Source organism: Thermosphaera sp., from assembly GCA_038827615.1.
Lineage (GTDB): Archaea > Thermoproteota > Thermoprotei_A > Sulfolobales > Desulfurococcaceae > Thermosphaera.
In genome coordinates, this window is record JAWBNK010000001.1 from 490,243 (window position 1) to 513,350 (window position 23,108).

29 protein-coding genes are annotated in these 23,108 nt (G+C 42.6%); 11 read left to right on the plus strand and 18 right to left on the minus strand.

Annotated features, from left to right (window positions below):
* Positions 1-2 precede the first annotated feature (2 nt).
* The 8 genes from QXH45_02830 to hypE are packed head-to-tail and all read right to left on the minus strand — an operon-like array spanning position 3 to position 6,450.
* Positions 3-278: an MrpF/PhaF family protein gene (locus QXH45_02830; GenBank protein MEM2078176.1), complete on the minus strand. Its 276-nt coding sequence runs from the start codon at positions 276-278 to the stop codon at positions 3-5.
* Between the two features lie 4 nt (positions 279-282).
* On the minus strand, positions 283-678 hold the full coding sequence (locus QXH45_02835; GenBank protein MEM2078177.1) for a 4Fe-4S binding protein: 396 nt from the start codon (positions 676-678) through the stop codon (positions 283-285).
* The gene (locus tag QXH45_02840) at positions 675-1,871 is read right to left on the minus strand and encodes a nickel-dependent hydrogenase large subunit (GenBank protein MEM2078178.1); all 1,197 of its coding nucleotides are present in this window, start codon (positions 1,869-1,871) and stop codon (positions 675-677) included. Before QXH45_02840 ends, QXH45_02835 begins: the two co-directional genes overlap by 4 nt.
* 2 nt (positions 1,872-1,873) lie before the next feature.
* On the minus strand, positions 1,874-2,323 hold the full coding sequence (locus QXH45_02845) for an NADH-quinone oxidoreductase subunit C (GenBank protein ID MEM2078179.1): 450 nt from the start codon (positions 2,321-2,323) through the stop codon (positions 1,874-1,876).
* Complete coding sequence (locus tag QXH45_02850; GenBank protein MEM2078180.1) at positions 2,320-2,784, minus strand: NADH-quinone oxidoreductase subunit B family protein; 465 nt, start codon at positions 2,782-2,784, stop codon at positions 2,320-2,322. Before QXH45_02850 ends, QXH45_02845 begins: the two co-directional genes overlap by 4 nt.
* Positions 2,785-2,843: 59 nt before the next feature.
* Positions 2,844-5,150 carry a carbamoyltransferase HypF gene (hypF, locus tag QXH45_02855; GenBank protein ID MEM2078181.1) on the minus strand — a complete coding sequence of 769 codons (2,307 nt, stop codon included), beginning with the start codon at positions 5,148-5,150 and terminating at the stop codon, positions 2,844-2,846.
* A gap of 9 nt (positions 5,151-5,159) precedes the next feature.
* Entirely contained in the window at positions 5,160-5,405 is a 246-nt protein-coding gene (locus QXH45_02860; GenBank protein ID MEM2078182.1) for a HypC/HybG/HupF family hydrogenase formation chaperone, read from the minus strand.
* 10 nt (positions 5,406-5,415) lie between these two features.
* On the minus strand, positions 5,416-6,450 hold the full coding sequence (gene hypE / locus QXH45_02865) for a hydrogenase expression/formation protein HypE (GenBank protein ID MEM2078183.1): 1,035 nt from the start codon (positions 6,448-6,450) through the stop codon (positions 5,416-5,418).
* A 111-nt stretch (positions 6,451-6,561) separates the two neighbouring features.
* Between hypE and QXH45_02870 the strand changes: the two genes are divergently transcribed.
* From QXH45_02870 to QXH45_02885, 4 genes are read left to right on the plus strand one after another with little or no spacing between them, the layout of a single operon-like run.
* Complete coding sequence (locus QXH45_02870) at positions 6,562-8,022, plus strand: FAD-dependent oxidoreductase (GenBank protein ID MEM2078184.1); 1,461 nt, start codon at positions 6,562-6,564, stop codon at positions 8,020-8,022.
* Positions 8,023-8,024: 2 nt separating this feature from the next.
* The gene (locus QXH45_02875; protein MEM2078185.1) at positions 8,025-8,510 is read left to right on the plus strand and encodes a 4Fe-4S binding protein; all 486 of its coding nucleotides are present in this window, start codon (positions 8,025-8,027) and stop codon (positions 8,508-8,510) included.
* The gene (locus tag QXH45_02880; GenBank protein ID MEM2078186.1) at positions 8,511-8,798 is read left to right on the plus strand and encodes a (2Fe-2S)-binding protein; all 288 of its coding nucleotides are present in this window, start codon (positions 8,511-8,513) and stop codon (positions 8,796-8,798) included.
* Positions 8,788-9,921: an FAD-binding oxidoreductase gene (locus tag QXH45_02885; protein MEM2078187.1), complete on the plus strand. Its 1,134-nt coding sequence runs from the start codon at positions 8,788-8,790 to the stop codon at positions 9,919-9,921. Before QXH45_02880 ends, QXH45_02885 begins: the two co-directional genes overlap by 11 nt.
* Before the next feature lie 2 nt (positions 9,922-9,923).
* Here QXH45_02885 and QXH45_02890 read toward each other — a convergent pair whose 3' ends face one another.
* The 9 genes from QXH45_02890 to QXH45_02930 form a co-directional block, all read right to left on the minus strand.
* Complete coding sequence (locus QXH45_02890; GenBank protein MEM2078188.1) at positions 9,924-10,382, minus strand: molybdenum cofactor biosynthesis protein MoaE; 459 nt, start codon at positions 10,380-10,382, stop codon at positions 9,924-9,926.
* Between the two features lies 1 nt (position 10,383).
* Complete coding sequence (locus QXH45_02895) at positions 10,384-10,617, minus strand: MoaD/ThiS family protein (protein MEM2078189.1); 234 nt, start codon at positions 10,615-10,617, stop codon at positions 10,384-10,386.
* Positions 10,618-10,629: 12 nt separating this feature from the next.
* Positions 10,630-11,064, minus strand: a complete 435-nt coding sequence (moaC, locus tag QXH45_02900) for a cyclic pyranopterin monophosphate synthase MoaC (protein ID MEM2078190.1) — start codon at positions 11,062-11,064, stop codon at positions 10,630-10,632.
* A 16-nt stretch (positions 11,065-11,080) separates the two neighbouring features.
* Positions 11,081-12,013 (minus strand): GTP 3',8-cyclase MoaA, encoded by a 933-nt coding sequence (moaA, locus tag QXH45_02905; protein MEM2078191.1) that lies wholly within the window; start codon positions 12,011-12,013, stop codon positions 11,081-11,083.
* On the minus strand, positions 12,003-13,121 hold the full coding sequence (locus tag QXH45_02910) for an ATP-binding cassette domain-containing protein (GenBank protein ID MEM2078192.1): 1,119 nt from the start codon (positions 13,119-13,121) through the stop codon (positions 12,003-12,005). The genes moaA and QXH45_02910 overlap by 11 nt, the downstream gene beginning before the upstream one ends.
* A gap of 15 nt (positions 13,122-13,136) precedes the next feature.
* A complete protein-coding gene (locus QXH45_02915) occupies positions 13,137-13,898 on the minus strand; it encodes an ABC transporter permease subunit (protein MEM2078193.1) in 762 nt (253 codons plus the stop codon).
* The gene (locus QXH45_02920) at positions 13,891-14,766 is read right to left on the minus strand and encodes a substrate-binding domain-containing protein (GenBank protein MEM2078194.1); all 876 of its coding nucleotides are present in this window, start codon (positions 14,764-14,766) and stop codon (positions 13,891-13,893) included. Before QXH45_02920 ends, QXH45_02915 begins: the two co-directional genes overlap by 8 nt.
* 9 nt (positions 14,767-14,775) lie before the next feature.
* Positions 14,776-15,774, minus strand: a complete 999-nt coding sequence (locus QXH45_02925; GenBank protein MEM2078195.1) for a molybdopterin-binding protein — start codon at positions 15,772-15,774, stop codon at positions 14,776-14,778.
* A 92-nt stretch (positions 15,775-15,866) separates the two neighbouring features.
* Positions 15,867-16,769, minus strand: coding sequence for a hypothetical protein (locus tag QXH45_02930; protein ID MEM2078196.1), 903 nt, complete (start codon positions 16,767-16,769; stop codon positions 15,867-15,869).
* Positions 16,770-16,904: 135 nt separating this feature from the next.
* Between QXH45_02930 and QXH45_02935 the strand changes: the two genes are divergently transcribed.
* The gene (locus tag QXH45_02935; GenBank protein MEM2078197.1) at positions 16,905-17,279 is read left to right on the plus strand and encodes a transcriptional regulator; all 375 of its coding nucleotides are present in this window, start codon (positions 16,905-16,907) and stop codon (positions 17,277-17,279) included.
* Here QXH45_02935 and QXH45_02940 read toward each other — a convergent pair.
* Positions 17,272-17,643, minus strand: coding sequence for an MGMT family protein (locus QXH45_02940; GenBank protein MEM2078198.1), 372 nt, complete (start codon positions 17,641-17,643; stop codon positions 17,272-17,274). The genes QXH45_02935 and QXH45_02940 overlap by 8 nt on opposite strands.
* 53 nt (positions 17,644-17,696) lie before the next feature.
* On the opposite strand from QXH45_02940, the gene QXH45_02945 reads away from it, so the two are divergent.
* The 6 genes from QXH45_02945 (at position 17,697) to QXH45_02970 (ending at position 23,101) form a co-directional block, all read left to right on the plus strand.
* Positions 17,697-18,179: a molybdopterin-binding protein gene (locus QXH45_02945; protein ID MEM2078199.1), complete on the plus strand. Its 483-nt coding sequence runs from the start codon at positions 17,697-17,699 to the stop codon at positions 18,177-18,179.
* Entirely contained in the window at positions 18,160-18,882 is a 723-nt protein-coding gene (locus QXH45_02950; protein MEM2078200.1) for an HAD family hydrolase, read from the plus strand. The genes QXH45_02945 and QXH45_02950 overlap by 20 nt, the downstream gene beginning before the upstream one ends.
* Before the next feature lie 10 nt (positions 18,883-18,892).
* Positions 18,893-20,323, plus strand: a complete 1,431-nt coding sequence (locus QXH45_02955; protein MEM2078201.1) for an MATE family efflux transporter — start codon at positions 18,893-18,895, stop codon at positions 20,321-20,323.
* A 62-nt stretch (positions 20,324-20,385) separates the two neighbouring features.
* Entirely contained in the window at positions 20,386-21,576 is a 1,191-nt protein-coding gene (locus QXH45_02960; GenBank protein MEM2078202.1) for a DUF1464 family protein, read from the plus strand.
* A complete protein-coding gene (locus QXH45_02965; protein MEM2078203.1) occupies positions 21,573-22,187 on the plus strand; it encodes a DUF447 family protein in 615 nt (204 codons plus the stop codon). The genes QXH45_02960 and QXH45_02965 overlap by 4 nt, the downstream gene beginning before the upstream one ends.
* The gene (locus QXH45_02970; GenBank protein MEM2078204.1) at positions 22,172-23,101 is read left to right on the plus strand and encodes a GHMP kinase; all 930 of its coding nucleotides are present in this window, start codon (positions 22,172-22,174) and stop codon (positions 23,099-23,101) included. The genes QXH45_02965 and QXH45_02970 overlap by 16 nt, the downstream gene beginning before the upstream one ends.
* The last annotated feature ends 7 nt before the right edge of the window (positions 23,102-23,108 follow it).

The following is a 23,108-nucleotide window of genomic DNA, read 5'->3' on the forward strand; positions in this document are numbered from 1 at the left end:
GGCTATTCACCCATCTCCCTCTTTTCAAGGTATTTTGCTATGTAAATGTCAAGCGAGTAGATCCATAATGCTAATGGAATTGCGGTTACGATTAGTATTGGTTCCCTGAAGAACAACCCGAGTATAACAAGCAGGGCTGCTAAGTCATAAGTCAATGAATCTATAGCCAATATTTGGTCTCCAATAGTGGGGCCTTTGACCGCCCTTATCAAGTATAAAACGATAGACGTTAAGAAGAGTGGTAAGAAAATTAAGATAGTGGTTTGAACTAGATCCATATCATCACCCCTTCTTACTTAACGTGGATAAGGAGAGCATAGAAGAGTCTTGTTTAGCGGCATCTGAAAGCCTGTATTCATTACTCACTACATAAGCATTGAAGGGGCACACTGTGATGCATCGGTAACAGAAAACACACCTTCCGTAGAAAATTACAGGATATATCTTCCTGGGGTTCGTTTTTGGAGGCTCATACTCCGGGGGTATGGGTGTCATTTTGATTGTATCTGCTGGGCATTCAATGCTACACAGGGAGCATCCTGTACACTTGGACAAATCGGCATAATGTCTCCCTCTAAAATCCGGCTCTATAACAGTGGGTTCATATGGATATTGGATTGTTGCTGGTTTAGATAGCACGTTGGTGAGTGTGAGCTTTAAAAGCTTGGGCCTTCTCATCTAAATCCCCTTGACAGATCTTTAATGGGGATTTTGTATAAAGCATTCTTCTCGAGATCGATAATTACAGCTCTCTCCATACACGATATGCAAGGATCTAGAGAAGTCAAAATAACGGGTAAATCTGCTATTGAATAGCCCACGTACATAAAGCCCGTGTTTATAATGTTGTTGAAGCTTGGAGTTCTGATTTTTACCCTGTATGGATTAGGAGATTTACCATCGCTCATCACGTAATAGGTTAGCTCGCCTCGCTGAGCCTCTACTCTAGTATAAGCTTCACCAAACGGGAATTTTCTCGGAAGCTTTTTCTCATCCGGAACAGGGTTAGCGTCGCTGGGAAGATTATCCAACACATACCTAGCTATATTGATGGATTCTAATGCCTCATCCCATCGAACCATCATTCTCGCCCATGAGTCTCCCTCGGTCCTCGTTATTACGTTGAAAGGTATCTCGCTATAGGCATCGTATTTATCGCTAGCACGTGAATCTATTTTGACGCCAGAAGCCCGTGCGACGGGTCCGACGATGGAGTGTTTTAAGACCTCTTCTCTCGAGACTTTGCCAACATCTATTAGTCTCTTTAGAATGCTAGAGTCCTCTTCGAAAACGCGCTTGTAGAATCTCAACCTTTCCTCGGTTTTAGCTAAGATCTCTTTAATCTTCTCCTTTTTAACCTCATCTATGTCTCTCCTGACTCCTCCAACCATAACGTAATCGGATAACACTCTATTTCCGGTAAGGATTTCTTTTGCCTTCATGATTCTTTCACGGTCCAGCATAATATTCATGAACAGGTTGTCGAATCCAATGTTCTCAGCCATAACGGCGTTGATTAACATGTGACTATGTAAACGCTCAAGCTCCATGGCAAGAACCCTTAGATACTTCGCTCTATTACTGATTTCCATACCAAGGATGCTCTCCAGCGCCCTTACATAGCAATCCGCATGGACGAGATTACATATCCCGCAAACTCTGGCAACAATAAAGATGTCGCGGTAAAACGAATTCTTTTCGCAAAGTTTCTCTATCCCTCTGTGATTATAACCAGTGTTAATTTCAACCTTAACGATTTCCTCGCCGTCGGCGTAAGCTTTGAGTAAAACTGGTTCGTGAAGAGCTGGGTGCTGGGGCCCGACTGGCAACTCAAGCGCCAAGGGAATTTCTACTACCTTGGTCACTCCCATGCTCATACACCGCTATCTTTTCTCAATGGGTATTTATCCGCCTCAACTATCTCATGGGGCACAAAGAATCCTCTTCTCAAAAAAGAGTTTCCTTTGAAAACAACCCCTAAAAGATCATAAGTCTCGCATTCTCCCGAGAGCGCACCAGGAAACATATCTATGAGCGAGTCTATCGTGGGATCATCTCTTGGGAGAAAAGTTCTAAAAACTATAGTTTCTTCCTTCGGTAAAAAGACAACGTAGTAATCCAACCTTATTTTTCCTTCATCCTTCAAATCTGTTCCGATAATGGTTGAGATGTAGAAAGATGAGGGGCCCAGATTTTCGATGAGTTTCTCAAATATTCTTCTCAAATCTTCACGCTTGAAAACATAAACCTTCCGATCTGGTTTCACAATCTGCGTTTCCAAAATATATTCAGAAATAAAATGGAGGTCTCCGGGAGCATTCATTTATTCTCGACCTCGGCCTCAAGCTTCTTTAAAAGTTTAACTATTCCATCTAAGATAGCCTCGGGTCTTGGGGGGCATCCAGGGATGTACATAGACACGGGGACAGCCTTGTCCGCTCCTCCCTCCACGCTATAGGACTTATAGAAAACTCCTCCATCGACAGCGCAGGCACCGACGGCTACGACGAACTTGGGACTCGGCATCTGGTCATAAAGTCTTTTCAATCTTTCTCCCGACTTCTTCGTTACTGCTCCGGTGACCACTAGAATATCTCCATGTCTTATACTGGGGGCTAATTTAACCCCAAATCTCTCGGGGTCGTAGAGAGGTGTTATTGAGGCTAATACCTCTATGTCACATCCGTTGCATGCTCCAGTGTTGAAGTGAACTAACCATGGCGAGTATCTGATGACTTTGCAACGCCCCTGGCAAGCTTGCTGGGTCTTAGACAGTTGAACCACCTGCTTCTTGATTGAAATAAATCCAGAGTTAACGTTAAAAAATACTGCGTTAGGAAATCCTAATATTGTTGAGAGAGCATGGCAGCAATGACTTGTCCGAAAGACAATCCTCCGTCTCCTGGAGGGATTCTACGCGGTATATGAACAGTTAAACCCTCGAGAGCTAGGCGATCTTTCAGGCCTTGATATATGTAATCATTGACGATAGCACCGCCACTAGCCACTATAACGTCAACGCCCCGTTTGACTGCTGACATTAAGACGAGCTCGCCCACGTAATATCCATATGAGTAGAGGAAACTTTTGGCGAGAATGGACTTATTCAACGAGTCCTTGGCTTCAATTATGGTGTCAACAAGATTATCATAGTCGAAAACATACAGTTCGCTCGTTTGTGTAATGCGACCAGGCTCTAAAAGTATAGGCGGCTCTCTGCTAAGGTGAGCAACAGACTCTAGTTTTATTGCTGGCTCACCATCATACGTTCTCTCCTCAGCTATACCGAGAATGTTTGAGACGAGATCTAGAATTCTTCCAGTACTAGTGGCTTTTACGAATTTACCTTTAGTTACTGATTCATGTATCATTCTATGTTCGATAAGTTCTTCCCTACTTTTGAGATTCAAGAGCCTTAGGATTTCTTCGAAAGACCAACCTCTTCTCGTGAAGTATAGTGTGATTAATCTTCGAGTTTTTCTCGCATCTACATCACTCGTTATAGGCACCCAGTTTATAGTCCCTACTCTTTCGTATCCCCCCTTGAAAGTATCGAACACTATTACCTCTCCACCCCAGATAGACTCGTCATCCCCCCACCCTAATCCATCCAACGCTACTCCAGCTATCCGACCTTCCAAACCATTATCAAATGCGGCCCCAAGGAGATGGGCATAGTGGTGCTGTACTTCAACCCATTCGCACCCGTGTCTTTGAGCGAATTCCACCCCGATTCTGCGCGAGAAATAGCCTTTGTGTTTATCCACAACAACTCTGAGATTTCTATAGCCTAAACCGTAAGCATCTAGGAAGAAGCCAATGTATTCACTTAATTCTGCGAGATTATCTGGAGAATCGAGATCCCCAATATACTGTGAGATAACTACTTTATCATCAAACCCTATTGCGAAGGTGTTCGATAGATCTCCTCCAAAGGCTAGAATTTTGCTTTCAAAACTTCTCCCTATTCTGATCCATTTTGGAGCATATCCTCTGCTCCTCCTTAGAAATAAATAGTGTTCGCCAGTCTTTCTGAGAACGCTATCGTCGACGCGGTTAACGATCTCTCTATTGTGGACCAGATAAAAGTCAACTATAGGTTTAAGCTTGTTCTTTGCACACTCATCTGAGATACACATTGGAGAACCAGAGGAGTTGCCGCTGGTCATTATTGCAAATTTATCCTTAGTATTCATTAGAAGTAAGTAGTGAAGGGGTGTGTAAGCACGGAAAACGCCCTCGTGGCTTAAACCAGGCGACACATATCTTGAGACAGGTGTTTCATCCTTCTTAGGAAGGATGAGAATGGGTGCTTGTGGGGAATTCAGCAAGGACTCGTCTTCTTTCGTAATTTTCACTAAGAGTTTTAAAACGGATGTATCGAGACCCATTATAGCGAATGGTTTGTATGGCCTGTTCTTCCTTTTTCTCAGCTTTAAAACCACGTCATCATTGGAGGCTGAAGCCGCTATGTGATAACCTCCGATGCCTTTGATAGCAACAATCCATCCCTCGTCAATCAATTTGGCGGCCTCAGATATTGGGTCTTTTGTCTCAATGGTTCGAAAATCTCTATCCATCAGAAATACTTTGGGACCATCCATGGGACAGCTGATTCCCTGAGCATGATATCTTCTTACATTTTCCGGGTCCCTGTACTCCTTAAGACATCGATCGCATAATGGGAATTTGCTCATACTTGTGTTTTCACGATCATATGGAACCTTATACATCATGGAGAATCTAGGCCCGCACCATGCGCACGAGTTGAAAGGATACATGTATCTAGGGTTTGACGGATCTAAAATCTCAGCTAAGCAGTCCTGACACATTGCAAAATCCGGCGGAATCATCGAACCCAACGCCTTATCAGATCCGCTTTTTTCTATGCGAAAGCCGGTAAACCCCAGGGGCTCAGTAAATTCTATAAATAACTCCTCTATTTCTGCAGGCGGCGGCCTCTCATTAATGAGGGCAGCAATAAACTCGTATATTAACAACTCATCGCCCTCTAAGAATATCTCAACCTCAGATCCTCCTATGTTTTTAACATAACCGTTTAGCCCCAGCCCTCTCACAACTCTATCAACGAATGGTCTAAACCCGACTCCCTGTACAACACCGACGACGAGTAATCTTGTAGCTATCAACTCATTCCCTCACAACTCTAGTTCGCCGCCCAGACCAGAAATAGATTCAATTAGTTTGACTAGTTCATAGTATTCTTCCCTGTTGATTTTACTAATAATTACTCCAGCATGTACGATAACATAATCCCCGGGCGAGATACTCTCGTCGGTTGCGATTAATACTTCTTTTACAACCCCTCCAACTCTAACTTTCGCGGTTGGAGGTGTAGAGGTATCGCTGACTTGAACGACTTCTCCTGGAACTCCAAGGCACATGATTGACACCTCAGCAGATTCTGGGAAGGTTTAGTGCGTCACCTTTAATGATCCTTTTTCCACCAATCTCTGTGACACCTATTACTCTACCATTGAGCGCCTCACTCTCAGGTGGAGCAACCTCCCCTATTATTGAAGGATTCTCCCCATTTGCCCTCAGCATCTCCAATACTTCATTGCTTACATCCTTGCTCACGCTAAGTACAGCGACCCCCTCGGATGCGACAGTCAATGGGTCAATCCCCAGCATCTCAAGGAATGTTTTAACTTCGTCTCTCAATGGAAGCTTGGATTCATCTATTATTATTGAGAAAGGCTTACCCTTTATCCATTCATTTAATATTGATGAAAGACCTCCCCTTGTTGGATCCCTTGCAGCATGAACATAACCACGGTATTTCTCAATTACGGGAAGCACCGTTTTGACAAGGGGTTTTGAATCGCTTCTCAAAGTGTAATTTTCATTATCCATCCCTAGCTGTGCCGCCAAAATCGCGGCACCGTGCTCTGCTATATTGTTGGTTACTATGATGACATCCCCAATTCTTACATCATCTACGATGGGGGGCTCTTGAGTAACCCCTACTCCGTAGCCAGATATCACCAGTTTGTCGAGCGTTCCCCTCGGCATTACTTTGAAATCTCCCCCGATCAACGCAACATTGTTTTCTCTAAGGATTTTTACCATGGATTCAATGATTATTTCCAAGTCCTTTATCGGAAAACCCTCCTCAACGATAATGTTGTCCATGAAGGCTACCGGTCTGCTACCCATCATCACTAGATCATTCAATACGCCTGATGCCGCCAGCTCCCCGATATTTCCTCCCGGGTAAAACAAGGGTTTCACGGTGTACGAGTCGCTAGAAAAAACCACGTAGATTTCTCCGACTTTAATGAAGGAGCCATCGTCCAATATATCCAGTCCATGTCCACCAAGTGTTTTACGAAGAATATCTGGAACTTTTCTAACCACTATTTTTTCAATGAACTCTATAGATTCTAAGCCTCCTGCACCTTGAGATAAAGTTATGTAGGTCTCCATCTCCATCCCAACAACGCTTTATAACCTTGTTATAAAGATATCAATTATATACTTAAATATAGTTTATTTATCCATACGGAGAGTCTAAAAACGAGGAATAGAGGGGTATCCATGGAAGACTACAGAATCGTTGAACATCCCATAATAGATTTCAAGCGGGGAAGGAGAATCCATTTCACATACAACAATAAAGTTATTGAAGCATATGAAGGGGAAAGCATTTTAGCGGGACTCTATGCTGCAGGGATTAGGGTTTTTGCAAAAGCCCCTGTAGGAGGAAATCCCAGAGGAGCCTTCTGCATGATAGGGAAGTGTTCCAGCTGTCTGTCGAAACTAAATGGTCTTCCCAACACGAGAATATGCATAGAACCGGTTAGAGATGGTATTAACGTTGAGTTTCAAGATGGAGTCCCAGATAAGCCGCCTGAATCCGTAGGTAATGATGTTTATGAGGAGGAAAGAGACGTTGACGTTTTAATTATCGGCGCCGGCCCAGCAGGACTCAAAGCGGCTGAGATATTGGGATCACACGGTATGAGTGTGTTGGTTGTCACAGATCATTTCAAAGCGGGTGGGCAATTGATAAAGCAAACTCACAAGTTCTTCGGAGACACTACTTATTATGGAGGCATTAGAGGTTTTAGAATCGCAGAGAGACTGGTTACAAACCTTAGGGAGATGAGTAATGTGGAGATTTCGGTAAGAACTTTCGTCTACGGATTCTTTGGGGAAGGATATTTTGGGGCAGAGAAAATTGGCGAGAAACACTACAATCTACTTGTGAAACCTAAGTACGTTATAGTAGCTTCAGGGGCTACCGAGAGAAACCTATTGTTTGAGAACAACGATCTTCCAGGCATCATGGGAGCTGGAGGGGCTCAAACACTAATGAACGAATATGGGGTAAGACCAGGTCGAGACGCCCTTGTCATAGGAAGCGGAAACGTTGGTCTAATAGTAGCCTATCAACTACTTCAGGCAGGGGTCAGAGTCCATGGTATAGCGGAAGTAATGAAAGAGATTGGAGGTTGGTTTGTTCATGCTGCTAAGGTCAGAAGACATGGAATCCCCATCTATACTGGACACACCATCACAAGGGCAATAGGCAAAGATACCGTGGAAAAGGCCGTAATAAGCGAGGTAGATGAAAGGTTTCAACCAGTAAAAGGCACTGAAAAAGAATTTAACGTAGATCTTGTCCTCTTAGCCGTTGGACTTCAACCTAATTACTCACTTTTAAGTCAAATGGGAGCAGTGATGAAATATATTCCCGAGGCTGGAGGGTTGATTCCCTTGAGGACAAAGTACATGGAAACAAGCATAAGGAATGTGTTTGTTGCAGGAGATTTATCGGGTATTGAAGAGGCCACGACTGCCTTTATAGAGGGCGAAATAGCAGCTTACACGATCCTTGAGAGAGAAGGGTTCAGTGACGTATTGGATAGAAGGGAAAAAATAGTAAACTACTTATGGAATGAGTACAGAATGTCCCCAGTTGTAAAGCGGTCCAGGGAGGCTAAACTCAAGGCAACGGTTAGCGAGGCGGAAATGGAGGAACTCAGGAGGAGATAGATATGGATTTCAAGAAAACAGGTGTTATATCTCTGGATGAATTGAAAAAATACGGACTAATTCCAACAAGCGAAAGATTAAGGAAAGGTCCAGTGGCTATTATTGAGTGTCCGGAGCAAATACCATGTAATATATGCGTATCTGCGTGCCCTTTTCATGCGATATCTATGGAGAAGGTGTACGAGATACCAAAACTCGATGAAAACAAGTGTATTGGGTGTGGAGTTTGCGTCGCAAAATGCCCTGGACTCGCTATCTTCGTCGTAGACTTAAGTAAAGAAGATAAAGCATATATCACGATGCCATATGAAATGCTTCCGAAGCCTGTTAAAGGAGCTAGAGTCAAATTGCTGAATAGAGAGGGAGTTATCGTTGGCGAGGGCATTATCACGAAGGCATGGGAGTACGATAGAACATGGGTTGTTACTGTTGAAGTTGACAAAGACTTATGGTTTGATGTTAGAGCCATCAAGGTTGGGGGAGAATAGATGTCTGAGCCCGATCCTTCGAAGATAATAGTATGCAGATGCGAAAACGTTAGTCTTCAACAAATCCTTCAAGCGATCGAGGAAGGAAACGATAATATAGAATTGTTGAAGAGAAGACTGCGAATAGGGATGGGACCTTGTCAGGGCTCAACTTGTCTGCTAATGGTAGCTAGAATAGTAATGCAGAAAACTGGGAAATCTTTTGAGGAAGTGTTCTTCCCCAGCAACCGTCCTCCAATCCATCCTATAAAGTTGAAAACTTTCCTGGGTGATCCACGTGAAGGCTGATGTTGTAATAATTGGAGCTGGTGTAACAGGCGTTTTAACCGCTGCAGGCCTGATGGAGCGTGGCGTTAGAGACATAGTTATAGTGGAGAAATCATACCCGGGATCCGGCGGTAGCTTTAGATGTGCAACAGGGATTAGAGCAAGCTTTACAAGCATTGAACACGTTGAGGTCATGAAGAGAGCTATAGAGCTCTGGCCCCAGATCTCCGTCAAGCACAATATTCAATATTCTCGGGATGGATACTTATGGGTTTTAACGAGGGAGAAAGATGTAGAGTTTTTCAGGAAAGTGGTAGATTTTCACAACTCTCGGGGAGTTCCAACTAAACTCTTAGACCCGAGTGAGGTTAAAGAGCTGGTTCCATTGATGAGAGTTGATAAGGTGTTAGCAGCAGTGCACGATCCTTTAGCCGGAAAAGCTAACTGCTTTGAGGCGGTCTTAAACCCGCTCAGGGAGCTACGAAGAAATGGTGTGAAAATTTTACAACAAACCAGAGCTCAGAGAATTATCGTGGAAAACAACGTCGTTAAAGGAGTTGAGACAAATAGGGGATCAATAATGTCGGAACAAGTTCTAGTGGCGGCGGGCGGGGATTCTCGAGAATTATTACAGACGGCAGGTGTTGACCTTCCCATAAAGAATTTACCAAAACATGTGATGGTTACTGAGACTTTCAAGAAAATGATCAAACCATTGATTATCGATTGGGCGACATCATCTTACATTCTACAACTATTGCATGGAAATTTCTACCTAGGAGCGGACATTCCAGAGACTTACGACTCTCCAGGCTATAATAGACTCGAATTCTTGAAGAAAGCTTCTAAGGTTTGGACTGAGTACTTTCCATGGTTAAAAGAAGTCTACGTTCTAAGATACTGGACAGGCTACTACGATATGACTCCTGATCATCATCCAATAATTGGCCCAATCAGAGAAATCAACGGGTTATACGTTGCTGCAGGTTTCAGCGGACACGGATTTATGATGGCTCCCGCTGTTGCAGAAGCTCTTGCGGATTATATGACTGGAAAGAAGCCTATGATAAAAGAGTTTGAAGCTCTTAACTACGAAAGGTTTAGAAGAGGAGAGCTTATCAAGGAGATAGCGGTTTTTGGATAAAACTACTTTTTAGGTATCCTGGTCGAGTCTCCAATGATCCAGTATTCTCCATCCAATCTACGCTCAAGCTTGAAGACTGGAACTTCGTGTTTTACTCTCTCCAGAGCTTCGGTGAGAGCTGGGAGTATCTTCTTCCGAGTATCCCCCGAAACAGCTATGGTAAGCGTTATTTCTCCAGGCTTTAAAACGCCGACTCTATGTAAAATGATTATTCCGTTGATACCATATTTCTCAGCAACTTGAGATGCGATTTCGTGTAATTTCTTATCAGCTAGCTCCTTAATGACTTCATATTCAAGTTCGAGAACGTGTTTTTCATCAACGACGCCCTTGACTATTCCTATGAACAGACCTATTCCGCCTACACGTCTCCCATTATTGTGTTCAATTAACTCTTGAAGAATAGAATCCAAGCTGATCGTGCGGTCTTTTTCCAACACTCCTGTTTTAATGTAGACCATATCAACCCCCTGAGAAAGGCGGCGCCAAATCTACAATATCCTTGTCTTTTAAAACATGCTCTAAACCAGCTCTCTCGTGGTTAACTAGAATGATGGGTGTTACCCCTCTGTACTCCAATCCTTTTAGAAGTCTCATTAGGAGGTCTCTAATGGTTGCCCCCTCCTCAACCTCTACCAATAACTCCTTGCCCAAGATTTCTTGGAATAAGGAGTGTGCTCGAACTAATACCTTCATGAATGAACACTCTCAACCTTTCTCGCTTTTTATTTTCGAGACAACTTTAATATCGGTTATCATGGTCTCTGGGTATTGTCCTTCACTATCCTTCTCGTACTTCTTTACCATATCCCATATGTTTAGTAGCGCTACGGCAACGCCCATGAGTGCTTCCATCTCTACTCCAGTTTTCGCTGTCGTTTTAACGGTAACATAGACCCTTACCCCTTCATCTTCCACGGACAACCTGGTCTCAACACCTGTTATTGGTATGTTATGAGTTAATGGCAACAGATCCGGGGTTTTCTTAACTCCTAAAAGCGATGCGATCGACGATGCGTCTATGACATTTCCTTTCTCCACTCTCCCACTCCTTATTAGTTCTATAGTCTCCCTCCTCAATTTTATGAACCCAGTAGCAGTGGCCTCCCTGTACACATCAGACTTACGAGTTACGTCCACCATATGAACCATAAATTCTTCACCTAATTTGAAACTTGAAATATGGCTCCCTAAGTGCAACAGCTTGCTTAAACTTCTCTATTAATCCATTTTCATCCTTGCTTTTTAATTCTCTACTAATATCTACATAAGGTTCTTCGACAAAAATACAAGTTTTAATCCACCCTTCCGGCGTGACCCTTATTCTAGTGCATTTCGAACAAAGGGAGGGATTTTCAAAACCCTTTATCACGGTAACTTTAATACCGGAGGGCATAGTAAATATCGGTCTACTTTGAAACTCGGATATAGAAACATTAGAAGAAATCTGCTTAAGTTTTTCAACGATCGACTCTATATTAACCTTCTGTTCCATATAAACTTTTGGAGGGGTTCCCAGCGGAATCAACTCGATTACGTTTATATCTAATCCTTTCCTCGAGGCATAATCTAGAACATCGTTGAATTCATTAACATTTATTTTCATGGCTAGAAAATTAAGCTTTACCCTTATACCATTCTCCACAGCTAAATCTATACCCTCTAAGATTCTTCTGACGGGAAAATGGGTTCTTGTGATCCTTCTATATATTTCATCGTTGAGCGAGTGTAGGCTGACGTTAACTCTTTCCAAACCAGCGTTTGCGAGTTTTGGTGCCAAATCTGCGAGAAAGTATCCGTTTGTTGTAATAGAAATATTTTCAATGGATTTTTTGATCTCCTCTATTATTTCGATGATATCTTTTCGAATTAAGGGCTCCCCGCCTGTTATCTTGAAATCAACGATGCCTAATTTTCTGGAAACTTTAGCCAAGAACCCATAGTCCTCTGGGTTCAAGATCTCGGTTCTTTTAAGACCAGATAGACCCTCTCTGTGGCAGAAAATACAATTGTAGTTGCATCGAGCCGTCACTACTAGTCGTACACTATTTACTTTTCTATTAAATCTATCAACGAGATAATTAGAATCCATTAGAGCCCCCTTTTCTAATCAAAACCAATAGCTCCTTGGGAATCACTATTCCCACACATCTGGCTTGATGTCCATTCAATCTCTTCCACTCATCTTGACTCACATCGACCCTAACATATGAACCAGAGATGTCTAAGATAAGCGACACCTGAAATATTTTCTCTACGAAGTCAATAATATATCCTTCCAGCCGGTTCACTTCTGGTTCATCTCTACATTTAGGTACTAGGGTTAATCCAGTGCTCGGGAAGACTAGGTTAACAACGTCTCCTTTACCGAATTTATCATTTGTACGAGAGGAAGTGATTAGGTAGGATAAACCTCCTAACACTACTTGATACATACCCGGTCCCCTAACTTCATGAATTAACCCGGGAACGATGTTGAATCCCAGACTCCGGGCTAAGTATTCATTTTTTGAAATCTCATCAACTTCCAGCGAAGAGATGTAGGATAGGTTTCTGCTTCCCAGGACCAGTAGTTTACCCCTAAACCAAAAGGCTTCTTCAATACTGTGTGTGGCAATTATTGTTTTTATCCTGTACATCTCAAGTAGTTTTTTCAATTCTTGGTGAAGCAGAGGCCTGCTGACAGGGTCGATGGAAGAGAATGGTTCATCGAGTAAGAGGAGCCGGGGGTCAGAGACAAGGGCCCTGGCTAGTGCTACTTTTTGTTTTAACCCACTGCTTAAAACCGGGGGTTTTAAATCAGCATATTCTGTCAGGCTCATAGTCTCCAGAACCTTATTTACTCTGATGAGTTTTTCAGCGGTAGATATCGGCTTTTTTGCCAGAGCCAGCAGTATATTCTCCCTCACAGTTAAGTGGTCGAACAAGGCGTAGTCTGAGGGAACGTAGCCGACACCCCTCAGGTGCGGAGGAACGCTGACTGAAGGTTTTTTATCAGTGCGATTAGATTCGAATAAAATATTGCCGTCTAAGACTATTCTTCCGTGAAGCGGAGTTAACAAGCCGGCAACGGCTTTTAAGAGCGTAGTCTTTCCCGAAGCATTAGGACCCATTAACACTCCTGTTTCTCCATCTTGGATTTCAAACGTTATGTCCTCCAAGATGATGTTGGAACCATGTGCTACTGTTAATTTTTCCACAAGTAGGATGGTTCATCACCTTTCAAGCATGTTCATAAACATGAGGAGTGCGAAAGCCAGCATCACATAACCGGCGAGTACATACGCCAGGAGTGCGAGATCTCCGTATTGGTTCACCAGAAATAATGCGATGGGGAGTGTAACCGTGCGACCCCTTATACCTCCTCCAAGAACTAGTGAAGCGCCGAAATCCCCAAAGGCGCGAGCGAAGATTAGCATTGCTCCAGCTATTACTTGGGGTTTTAATAGGGGGATGAATATTTTGTATAGTCCTTCAATTCTACCAAAGCCCAATGTCCTGGATACTTCCAGTAGGGAGGCTGGAATCGTTCTAAATAGGGAAGTATAGTATATGAGAGCTAATGGAAAACTTAGAAAAACTTGAGCCAGCACTATTCCTTTGGGATCGTTGATGAAATTGAATGAATCATTAAGGAGCTTCCCTACGGGATTCTTAACTAAAAATATTAGTAAAATCAATCCAGTAGCGGAGGGGGATAAAATGTATGGTATAGCAAACAGCGAGCTTATCACGTGTTTACCTCGAAACCATTTCTGCGAAAGAAAATATGAAACCGGTAATGTTAAAGCTATAACTATAGTCGTGGATACGAGAGATGTAACGAGCGATAGCCATATGGAGTTGAAAACTTCCTGAAGTAATTCTTTATTGGTGATCGAAGATATTAATGCCAGGTAAAACACAGTCACAATCACGTTGATATAAAGAGCCAGCAACACAACCAAGATTACTACGGCAGTCTTGTACTCACCCATATTTTACACCTAGAATGCAAATGCTGGGCAGGGTCCAGCCAACATTATCGTACGGGGTTATTAATTGTAAGTCTTCTAGACTTGTGATGTATCCATAACGTCTTAACTCACCATTCTTTTTAGCGTATTCGAGAATACTTTTAACGACATGCTCCGCAACCTCGCTATTGTTGCTCGTCTTTAAAACCCCTATGAGCTGACACTCTATTCCCGGAATTTCATCCTTGTCAAGCCAGACAATATCCAGCTCGTTAGGATTCCAATAGTATATAAAGTGCCAACTAATTCCAACAGGAAGGAGCCCGAGTGAGACTTGTCTTGCAAGCTCGTTTATATCCGAGAAAATGACAATTCTATCCTTGACTCTCTCATATATTTCGTTTTGCTTAAGCACTTCGACAGCTATTCTACCAGCCGGAGATACGTCAGGATTCGCTATGCCTATGGGAACATTTTTTTCGGCTAAATCTTTGAGCGAATGAATCCCAGCAGGATTTCCCTTGGGAACGATCATTGCAGGAATCGAATACGATAATAAGAATATTTTTTCCCTATGAATAAATCCTTCTTCCACCAGTTTTTCCATATACATTGAGTCAGCCGATCCGAACACGTCTCCTCTTTGATCCAGTTTTAACCTATTCACCAATGCTCCAGTCGGCTGTACAATCGTTAATATCCGGTATGTTTCAGAGTTTTCATTGAAATAAAGTATAGCTTTTTCCAGCGGTCGGTAGACCGCAGGAGGGGTTAGGAAAATCAACTCAATTTTTTCCCTCGGCTGGTTTAATATAGATCCGTAAACTATAAACAAGGTGATAATGGAGATGGCGGCTATTCCTAGTAAGAAATATGTTCTTCCCTTCATGCGTCTCCCTCATTTTTTATTCAACTTTCCTAGGAAGTATGAAGATAACCCTCCTTCTCCGAGTTCCGCTATGAAGTCTCTCGTGGGTTCAACATTGCTGACGATCCAGGGCAATATAACATCTAGAACATTGTAATCGGGGAAATAGATCATTCCGCTGGAGACGCCCAATATTGCTTTGCCCTCACGGTAAGCCAGCATTGACATAGTCGTAGGTTTAATTGGTATCCCGTAGAACACGATTTTATCAGCTATTTTCCTTATCGCCTCGGGAGTCTTATCTGTTGGGTCTACACTCATGCCACCTGAGACTACCACTGCATCGCTCACTTTTAAAGCTTCGATAATTGTATCAGCAATCTCGTTTTCATCATCACGACTCTGCGCGTAATATACTTTCGAGCAACCATACTCTTTTATTTTTCTCTCTATTATTGGGCCGGCTAAGTCCTCTTTTAACCCGTCAACTATTTCATTACCAGTTACTACTATTCCAATCTTCTTAATCCTTGATGGATGCAAACTTATCAATGGATAGTCTTTTTTAAATTCGTCAATAAACTCATTAAACAAACTGGTAGGTATTGTTAATGGAACCATGTCGACTACTCCAATAACATCTCCTACTCGGGCAAAAGCTCCGTTTCTGACGGTGATCAATACGAAGATTCCTGAGAGGTTCAGCTTTTTAAGACCTTCCCTGTTGACGAGGACCAGACCGTCTTCTCGTGCAATGAGAAAAGCTTTTCCCTCGGATCTTGGCAAAACCTCAATGTGATCACTTACTACAACTTTTCCCAGTGCTACAACTGCCTCATCCTCCCAAACACCACTATCTTTTCCTTCCTCAACATACACGTAGTAATGCCCATGCTTCTTCAGAAGCTCAACGTGCTTATCCTCTATGATTTCTCCCCTTCTTATAATAGCACCCTTAAACTCTGGTGTGATCGCTGATAGGTCGAGAGCTGTTCTGTACCCAACGGCTTCATCTACTTTTTTCTTCATTTTAAAGCCCTATAAATGTGAATTAATGTATTGACATTTAAAATTAGTCATAGTAGAAAGTAAAACGATTTTATTGACCGTGAAAACAACCGTTAGACGGGCTCTTTAACTCCCCACAGCCTGACTTGCATTTCGGCGTCGTACATTAACACTACTATTTTTTCTAAATCTTTCCCGTTCCCTCTATACTCGACTCCCTCAATTCTTCCTTTGAACCCTGTTATGACTCCTTGAGGCGTCACAAATAAGTACATATCGATTTTTCCATCCAATGATTTTAGAGTCAATATTGCTAGATTGTAGGCTCTCATCTTCGCCAAGTTGGATTCTATTATTTCCCTAATACTGTGCACGCTCCACACTGGTTTCAGCGATGTTGAAGCTATCAAGTCGGATTTAAGTAGCAACATTGCTAGAGAAAACTCATCATAGAGTTTTTGAACATCGATTTTGACCTCTCGAGTTTGGAGCGATTCCTTGGGAGTTTCAGCAACGACTTGTTTTCCCTCAATCTTAGGTGATGGAAGCCGTTGCGGCTTTTCACTCGACGAAAGAGTTTTCTCAACCGGAGTCGGTTTTGGAGCTTTAACTATGTAGTCCCTTAGTGAATCAAGTATTGGAATGAAGAATTTATCACATACGTCTCTCGTGGAGCCTTTGCATTCAATTTTAATATTTGTGTGAACCGCGTAGAATATTTCAAGAATTTTAACCGTCATAGTGAAATCTAAATCCTCTGACAAGCCCTCTATAATGATGGTATCCTCCCCGACTTTTCTCGCATCAATCTTCATTGATATTTTCTTGCTCGAAACGATAGAGGGTTTGTAAACCCACGAGATCTCAACGTTATTTATCTCTCCTGAAGTTTTCGGTATCCTTAAAAACTCGAATAGCGCTCCAAGGTTTAGTAAAGATGCTTCGATTTCACGTTTAGAAACGGGAAGTATTAGCAATTTCTCATATTCTTTTTTAAACTGTTTTGACTGTGACAAAGTAGCACCCTCCCTGTTATAATCATTAAACAGATCAAAATAAATATACATAAAAAGGATCGGGCCGTTACTAACTTTGCGCTCCAATAACAATGTTTATTAGCTTTTTTGACGCTAAAACACCCTGGTGGTGTTTTGAAGTCTTTCTGCGAGATATACAATAGAAAGATACTTCCAGCTGTTAGAATGTACTTAAGTAGAAAATTGGTTTTAGAATACAATCTTAGCCAATTGGATGCGGCAAAGATCCTGGGGTTGAAACAGTCGTTGGTGAATTATGCAGTCACAGGAAGGCGAAAAAGCAAGTATTTAGATGTAATTATTAGTTTCCACGATTTCAAGGAGTATTTGGACAATTTGGCTCTGGAAATGTCGAATAAGAACTATGTGAAACCATACGCGTGTGAACTCTGTCGGTACCTATTGAAGACGAACCTAGCAGACGAGCTCCTCAAAGCTATTGAAGAAAATCCAAGCTATGTCTACAAGGATTCACAATCCTTCATATAGTCAACCATCTTAGATCGTAGAAATTTAATGAACTCACTTTACGGGCCCCTTTGGCTAGAGCTTTTTCAATAACCAGAATTTTCTTCTTGACGTCGCGTCCGCCGAATGAGTATCCACCAATATCGCCTGTCTTATGAACAACTCTATGGCACGGAATAATGAGAGGAGCTGGATTATGCTTTACGCAGTTCGCCACGGTCCGAGGATGAATTTTGAGCAAATCTGCCACGGCCTTGTAGGATACCACTTTACCCAATGGCACAAAGCTGATTATAATCAAAACTGCTTCGCAAATCTCGGGGGACCTTGCCTCGCGTATCCCAACCTTGCCTTTAGACACTTCAATAATGATCACGTATCTCACTATTACAGCTTTATATTTTCACTAAGAAATATTTTTCAAACTAGGTTTAAACCATGAAACCGTCAATTGAGGTTATCGTAGTCAGTGATAGAGTTCATGAAGGACAGATGGAAGATGTTAGTGGAAAAACGGCTAAGAAAATGATAGAGGACAGAGGATTGAGCGTGGACGCAATTCATGTCATACCCAATTCTTACCGTGAGTTGATCAGGATTCTTCGGGAATCCAAATCCAGAGTACTCATATTTATAGGGGGAACAGGCCCTGGTCCGAGAGACTTAACCGTTGATGTCGTATCAAGCCTTGCTTGGAGACACATCCCCGGCTTCGGCGAATTGTTCCGAACCAAATCATTTGAAGTTAAAGGTTATAGGGGGATCCTCTCGAGGTCTGAACTCTTCATACTTCACGACGGGAAGGTGGTTGCCTGCCTTCCTGGTTCCCCTGAAGCCGTTGAGCTCGGGGTTAACATTCTGCTTAGTATCATTCAACATTTACTAGAGGAGGTGGATAGATATGAAGGCAGTCATGGGTGAAAAAATCTGTAGCATATCGTTTGACGTATGGGGTACCCTCATAGATTTAAACTCGTTTTTGAAGCAAATGGCTGGCTATGCGAAGGAGTCGATAAAAAGATCTGAAATAGATCTTTATAAAAAAATACTTGAGGCCTATGAAGCATCTAAGAACATTCGGAGACGAGATCCCCAAATAAATCCATTAGAACTTTTGGAGAAATCCCGAGAATTAATGGCTAAGGCTCTTGATACCTCGCCAGAACAAGTCGACCTCTTAATAAGTGATACTATTTCTAAATCTAATGTGAATTCATGGGTTTATGACGATGTTTTGCCGTCTCTTGGAAACCTTAAGGCAATGGGTCTCAAGCTTGGAGTTATAGGCAACGTATTATTTTGGTCCAGTGATATTACGAGGAAATTGCTAGATAGAGTCGGCTTATCAGGGTTCTTCGATGTTTTCACATTCGCAGACAAGACTGGGTTTTCTAAGCCGGATAGAGAAATTTTTCTAGAATACTCTATGGCGATCGGATGCGAGCCTGAGAGAATTCTACACATTGGGGACAATCTAGTTGAGGATGTAGGAGGGCCTTTATCGGCAGGATTCTACGCGGTATTGATAAGAAGGGGGCATGGTAAAACTATAGTCGTTAGTGATTTGCGCGTAGCGGTAATTAGAGACATGCGCGAGCTCGTAGAAGTGATTAGCTACTTGTGAGGAAATCCTTATGGAGTCGCTAGGTAAGTATAGAGAGAACATTTTGAATGGGCCTATTGGGAGAACATTACTCTGGCTTGGATTACCCCTAATGCTGGTCCAGCTGGTGAATATCTCGTACAATCTAGTCGACTCCTTTTGGCTCAGCAGGTACAATGAAATAGCTCTCGCTGTTCCGCGACAGGTCTGGCCGACTTTCATGTTTCTAAATTCGATCATACATGGGTTAATGACTGCAAATCTCGCAATAATCAGCCAGCTAATAGGGGGCAGGAGGTACGATGAAGCACACAAGACCGTTTCACAATTCATAACTGTTGCATTAGTCCTCAATATCGGTCTAGCGATAGCTTACTTCTATTCTAGACCATACATCTTTAAACATCTTGTTCAAACCCCTCTAGCCCTCTACGATGACGTTCTTGGATACTCAGGTGTAATATCCCTAGACATAATTCTCTCGGCTCTAACACTATCATACTCGACTATTCTTCAATCAATAGGCGATACAAGGACACCTGCATACGTGAATCTAGTTGCAGCCTTCACCAATTTCATCCTAGATCCTCCATTTATAATAGGCCTCAGCATTAATGAATCCCTCGTAATACCCCCTATGGGTGCTGTTGGAGCCGCTGTCGCCACAGTGCTTTCTAGGTTTGCGGGACTGGCCGCGCTGATACTATTCCTGAGAAGGCGATACCCGTACCTGGCTCCCCGCCTCACTAGAAGATTAGATAAGAACTGGGTTTTGATGAGCCTTAAAATCGGGGCACCCGTGACTTTGATGATGTCATCCAACTCGCTGGCATTCATGTTTCAAAACGCATTGATCAATCAATACGGTGAATTCGTAGCGGCGGCAGCCGCCATAGGATTCTTACTGATGGATTTAGCAGACGCGTTTCTATGGGGCTTCACCAGTAGCGTAGCGGTGATGATCGGCCAATCACTTGGGGCCAACTTAACAAACAGGGCAAAGAGAGTGGCGAGGATCGCATCACTTTACATATCCGTGTCAACTGGAATAGCCGCCTTGATAGTATACGTGTTTAGAAATTACTTTATAGGTATATTTGCTCAAAACTCTATCGTATACGAGGAAGCTCAAAGATTCGTGGCCTTATTCCTTCCCAGCCTGCCGTTCTTCACGCTATTCTTTATAGGAATGTCTGTCGGTAGAGGGGCTGGAAAAACGCTGATTCCCACAATAATAGGGATGGTACGGCTCTGGGGGATTAGACTCGCTCTCGGCTATTTTCTCTCCTTCACGATGGGATTGGGCACTATGGGGATATGGATCTCAATGGCAATTAGTAACTACCTCTCCGGGATTGCCATGTATTTATGGGTTCACAACGGATCTTGGGCTATTTCACTATTCGCTAGCCAAGAGAAGATAGGCAAGATGGGTATAGGTAACAGGGTAATGAATAAGTGAGTAAAAATTTAACATGTAATTCCATAAAACAATCTCGTAGAAAGCTTTTCGAGGTGTTTACGATGAGGATTGTTGGAATAGATCCGGGAACCAAATCAATGGACCTATGTCTCCTAGAAAACGGTAAAGTAGCAAGTGAAGCAACAGTTGAGACGAAAACAGTAGCCGAGGACCCCAACGTACTCATAAATATTATAAATGATATGATGCCCCTAGACGGAATAGTGGTGCCTTCGGGCTATGGAGTCGAAGTAATGGATTTAAGCAGTATTCCTCATGACGTGTTAGAGGATTGGTATTATACTTTCGTGCTAGCGACCACCAGGGAGAATATAGAGGAAGGTGTTCGAAAAGGAGTCGTAGGTGCTAACATTTATTATGCAATGGTTAAAATCATAAAGAGATTGTACGATTATGATGTTAGAAAACTCCTTATTCCAGGAGTAATAAATCTTCAAAGCGTTCCCCTGCATAGAAAGTTAAACAAGATTGATATGGGAACGGCCGACAAACTAGCTGTTACGGTTTTAGGAATACATGAGGTTGCTTTAGAATACGGTATCCCCTACGACCGAGTCAACTATATCCATGTGGAGCTTGGGTTCGGATACAACGCCGTTATAGGAGTGGAGAGAGGTAAAATAGTAGATGGAATCGGAGGATCATTCATGCCCGGACCAGGGTTTTTAACAGCGGGAGCATTGGACTTGGAAGTTGCTCAAGCACTAGGGTTGATTGAGAAGAAAGAGGTTTTTACAACAGGGTGCGCTTATCTTGCTCGTGTAATGACTCCCGAAGAACTGGTTGAGAGAGCTGAGAATGATTGGCGAGCTAAGATTTGCCTTGAGGCATTCATCGAGGGCATCGTCAAAGCAGTCTATTCAGTTAAAAGTAATGTGAGAAATCCATTAACTATATTGGTTTCAGGAAGAGTTGCAAAAATACCTCAAATCAGAACTGTGATTGAAGAGCACCTTGCAGACGTAGGAAGGGTCAGGGTTATGAAGGGTTTACAAGGGGCAAGGATTGTTAAGGAAACAGCACAAGGGTATGCCGTCGTTGGGGACGGGTTAATGAACGGACTTTACTCCGATCTAGTGAAGCACGTTGAGATCGACCGTGCTGTTGGAAGCGCTTTGGATTACGTGTTGCTTTCTGTCTTCAAGGATAGTAGGTTGGGGAGGAAATTTGCCGAGTTGAGAGAGGTTGGTTTTAAGAGCGAAGCTTTTAACAAAGCATGGTGGGGGATGTGAACCTTCGAGAAGGAGTTTGGTATGAATCGATATTCAGCGCCTTCATAACATCAAACCCCTATTTCACTCCTTTAGGTTTCCGTGTCAGCCAGAGGACAATAGAGCTGAAAATTTATCGAACAACGAAGGTGTCACTACTCATAGACTTGCTTGATAAAGCAGCTTTGAATGTGGTCGATGACCCATATTTATATTATTTGGCGACTTTCAAAGAAGAAACAGGTGGAATCCCTCAAAGCGAGATCAGTTTCTTGAATGGAATTCCAGTCCTGAAAAAAGCCTACGGGTATATCTTAATGAAGAAAAGAGGATTGGTGAAACACGAAAATACCTATCATGCGAGCTTTGAGATAGAGGAGATCGTCGAAAATCCCCTTATTCCAGAGATCTTGGAACCCTATTCGAGATGCAGGGTGTTTCTAATAGAAATGATCATTTATGCTTCGAAGATAAAGGCCATGCGTGAAACTCTTGATAGTGATCTGCTTAACAAACTTAAGAGACAGGTGGAGGATTCCTATAAAATAGTTGAGAAAACCTGTTTTAATGAAAAAGACTTGAAACTAGCTAATGAATTAAAGGAGATGGTGGCTCGGTGGTTGAAGAGATAATAATATCTGCGCCGGCACGTCTGCATCTAGGCATGATCAATCCGTTCAACAGGGATTTGAGACTGTACACAAGCGTGGGTCTTGCGATAGATCATCCGAGGACAACAGTGGTAGTCAGAAGAAACCGAGAGTTATCCATAAACGGACCTAGGAGTTTCGAGATAAGGGAGAGAATATACCCTTTAGTGAAAAAATATAATCTACAGGAAGGTGCCGTTGAAGTAATAGAGTCTATTCCTAAACATGTAGGGTTGGGTTCGACCACTCAGCTTTTATTATCAGTTGCCAAAGGGCTTTTAATAGCTAATGAGGTCGAGTTTGATATTGAAGAAGTATCATCAATGTTAAGGGTTGGCGAAATATCGGGTGTTGGGAAGTATGCTTTCCAATATGGTGGTTTTATAGTTGACTCAGGTGTGAAGAATAAGAGTTTTCCTAAACTTTACATGAGGCTTGATTTTCCCGAGGAGTGGGGGTTTATCGTAGTAGTTCCGAATGGTGTGGGACTCACTGACGATGAAGAGAAGAGGGTTTTCAGTCAAGCGTTCCCTGTTCCAGTCTCACTGATCCACGAGGCCTCGTTTCATCTATTCGTAGAAATGATACCATCACTGAAGGAAAAAGACCATGTAGGGTTTGCTGAGGGGCTTGAAAAATTTCAGCTAACTGTTGGTAAAATGTTTAGCGAATACCAGGGAGGGGTTTTTTCTACCTACTCAGAACGAGCAGTTCATACATTGAAGAAACTCGGTATTCGAGGTGTGGGGCAGTCTTCATGGGGACCGGCAGTGTACGGATTCCTGCCGAGCATTGACGAAGTTGATTATATTAGACAGAGAATATTGGATCAATTAAACGCCCGGGTCTATGTTGTTCGACCAGATAACAAAGGGGCTGTAGTAGAATACAAGTAAATAGGGC

What these genes read in the sequence shown, in the direction of transcription:
- QXH45_02945 (MEM2078199.1), top strand. Translation starts at nt 17,697, where the DNA reads ATGAAACCGTCAATTGAGGTTATCGTAGTCAGTGATAGAGTTCATGAA.
- moaA (MEM2078191.1), bottom strand. Translation starts at nt 12,013, where the DNA reads ATGGATTCTAATTATCTCGTTGATAGATTTAATAGAAAAGTAAATAGT.
- QXH45_02890 (MEM2078188.1), bottom strand. Translation starts at nt 10,382, where the DNA reads ATGGTCTACATTAAAACAGGAGTGTTGGAAAAAGACCGCACGATCAGC.
- QXH45_02915 (MEM2078193.1), bottom strand. Translation starts at nt 13,898, where the DNA reads ATGGGTGAGTACAAGACTGCCGTAGTAATCTTGGTTGTGTTGCTGGCT.
- QXH45_02950 (MEM2078200.1), top strand. Translation starts at nt 18,160, where the DNA reads ATGAAGGCAGTCATGGGTGAAAAAATCTGTAGCATATCGTTTGACGTA.
- QXH45_02895 (MEM2078189.1), bottom strand. Translation starts at nt 10,617, where the DNA reads ATGAAGGTATTAGTTCGAGCACACTCCTTATTCCAAGAAATCTTGGGC.
- QXH45_02830 (MEM2078176.1), bottom strand. Translation starts at nt 278, where the DNA reads ATGGATCTAGTTCAAACCACTATCTTAATTTTCTTACCACTCTTCTTA.
- QXH45_02840 (MEM2078178.1), bottom strand. Translation starts at nt 1,871, where the DNA reads ATGGGAGTGACCAAGGTAGTAGAAATTCCCTTGGCGCTTGAGTTGCCA.
- QXH45_02880 (MEM2078186.1), top strand. Translation starts at nt 8,511, where the DNA reads ATGTCTGAGCCCGATCCTTCGAAGATAATAGTATGCAGATGCGAAAAC.
- QXH45_02860 (MEM2078182.1), bottom strand. Translation starts at nt 5,405, where the DNA reads ATGTGCCTTGGAGTTCCAGGAGAAGTCGTTCAAGTCAGCGATACCTCT.
- QXH45_02920 (MEM2078194.1), bottom strand. Translation starts at nt 14,766, where the DNA reads ATGAAGGGAAGAACATATTTCTTACTAGGAATAGCCGCCATCTCCATT.
- QXH45_02960 (MEM2078202.1), top strand. Translation starts at nt 20,386, where the DNA reads ATGAGGATTGTTGGAATAGATCCGGGAACCAAATCAATGGACCTATGT.
- QXH45_02955 (MEM2078201.1), top strand. Translation starts at nt 18,893, where the DNA reads ATGGAGTCGCTAGGTAAGTATAGAGAGAACATTTTGAATGGGCCTATT.
- QXH45_02870 (MEM2078184.1), top strand. Translation starts at nt 6,562, where the DNA reads ATGGAAGACTACAGAATCGTTGAACATCCCATAATAGATTTCAAGCGG.
- QXH45_02835 (MEM2078177.1), bottom strand. Translation starts at nt 678, where the DNA reads ATGAGAAGGCCCAAGCTTTTAAAGCTCACACTCACCAACGTGCTATCT.
- hypE (MEM2078183.1), bottom strand. Translation starts at nt 6,450, where the DNA reads ATGGAGACCTACATAACTTTATCTCAAGGTGCAGGAGGCTTAGAATCT.
- QXH45_02925 (MEM2078195.1), bottom strand. Translation starts at nt 15,774, where the DNA reads ATGAAGAAAAAAGTAGATGAAGCCGTTGGGTACAGAACAGCTCTCGAC.
- QXH45_02845 (MEM2078179.1), bottom strand. Translation starts at nt 2,323, where the DNA reads ATGAATGCTCCCGGAGACCTCCATTTTATTTCTGAATATATTTTGGAA.
- moaC (MEM2078190.1), bottom strand. Translation starts at nt 11,064, where the DNA reads ATGGTGGACGTAACTCGTAAGTCTGATGTGTACAGGGAGGCCACTGCT.
- QXH45_02875 (MEM2078185.1), top strand. Translation starts at nt 8,025, where the DNA reads ATGGATTTCAAGAAAACAGGTGTTATATCTCTGGATGAATTGAAAAAA.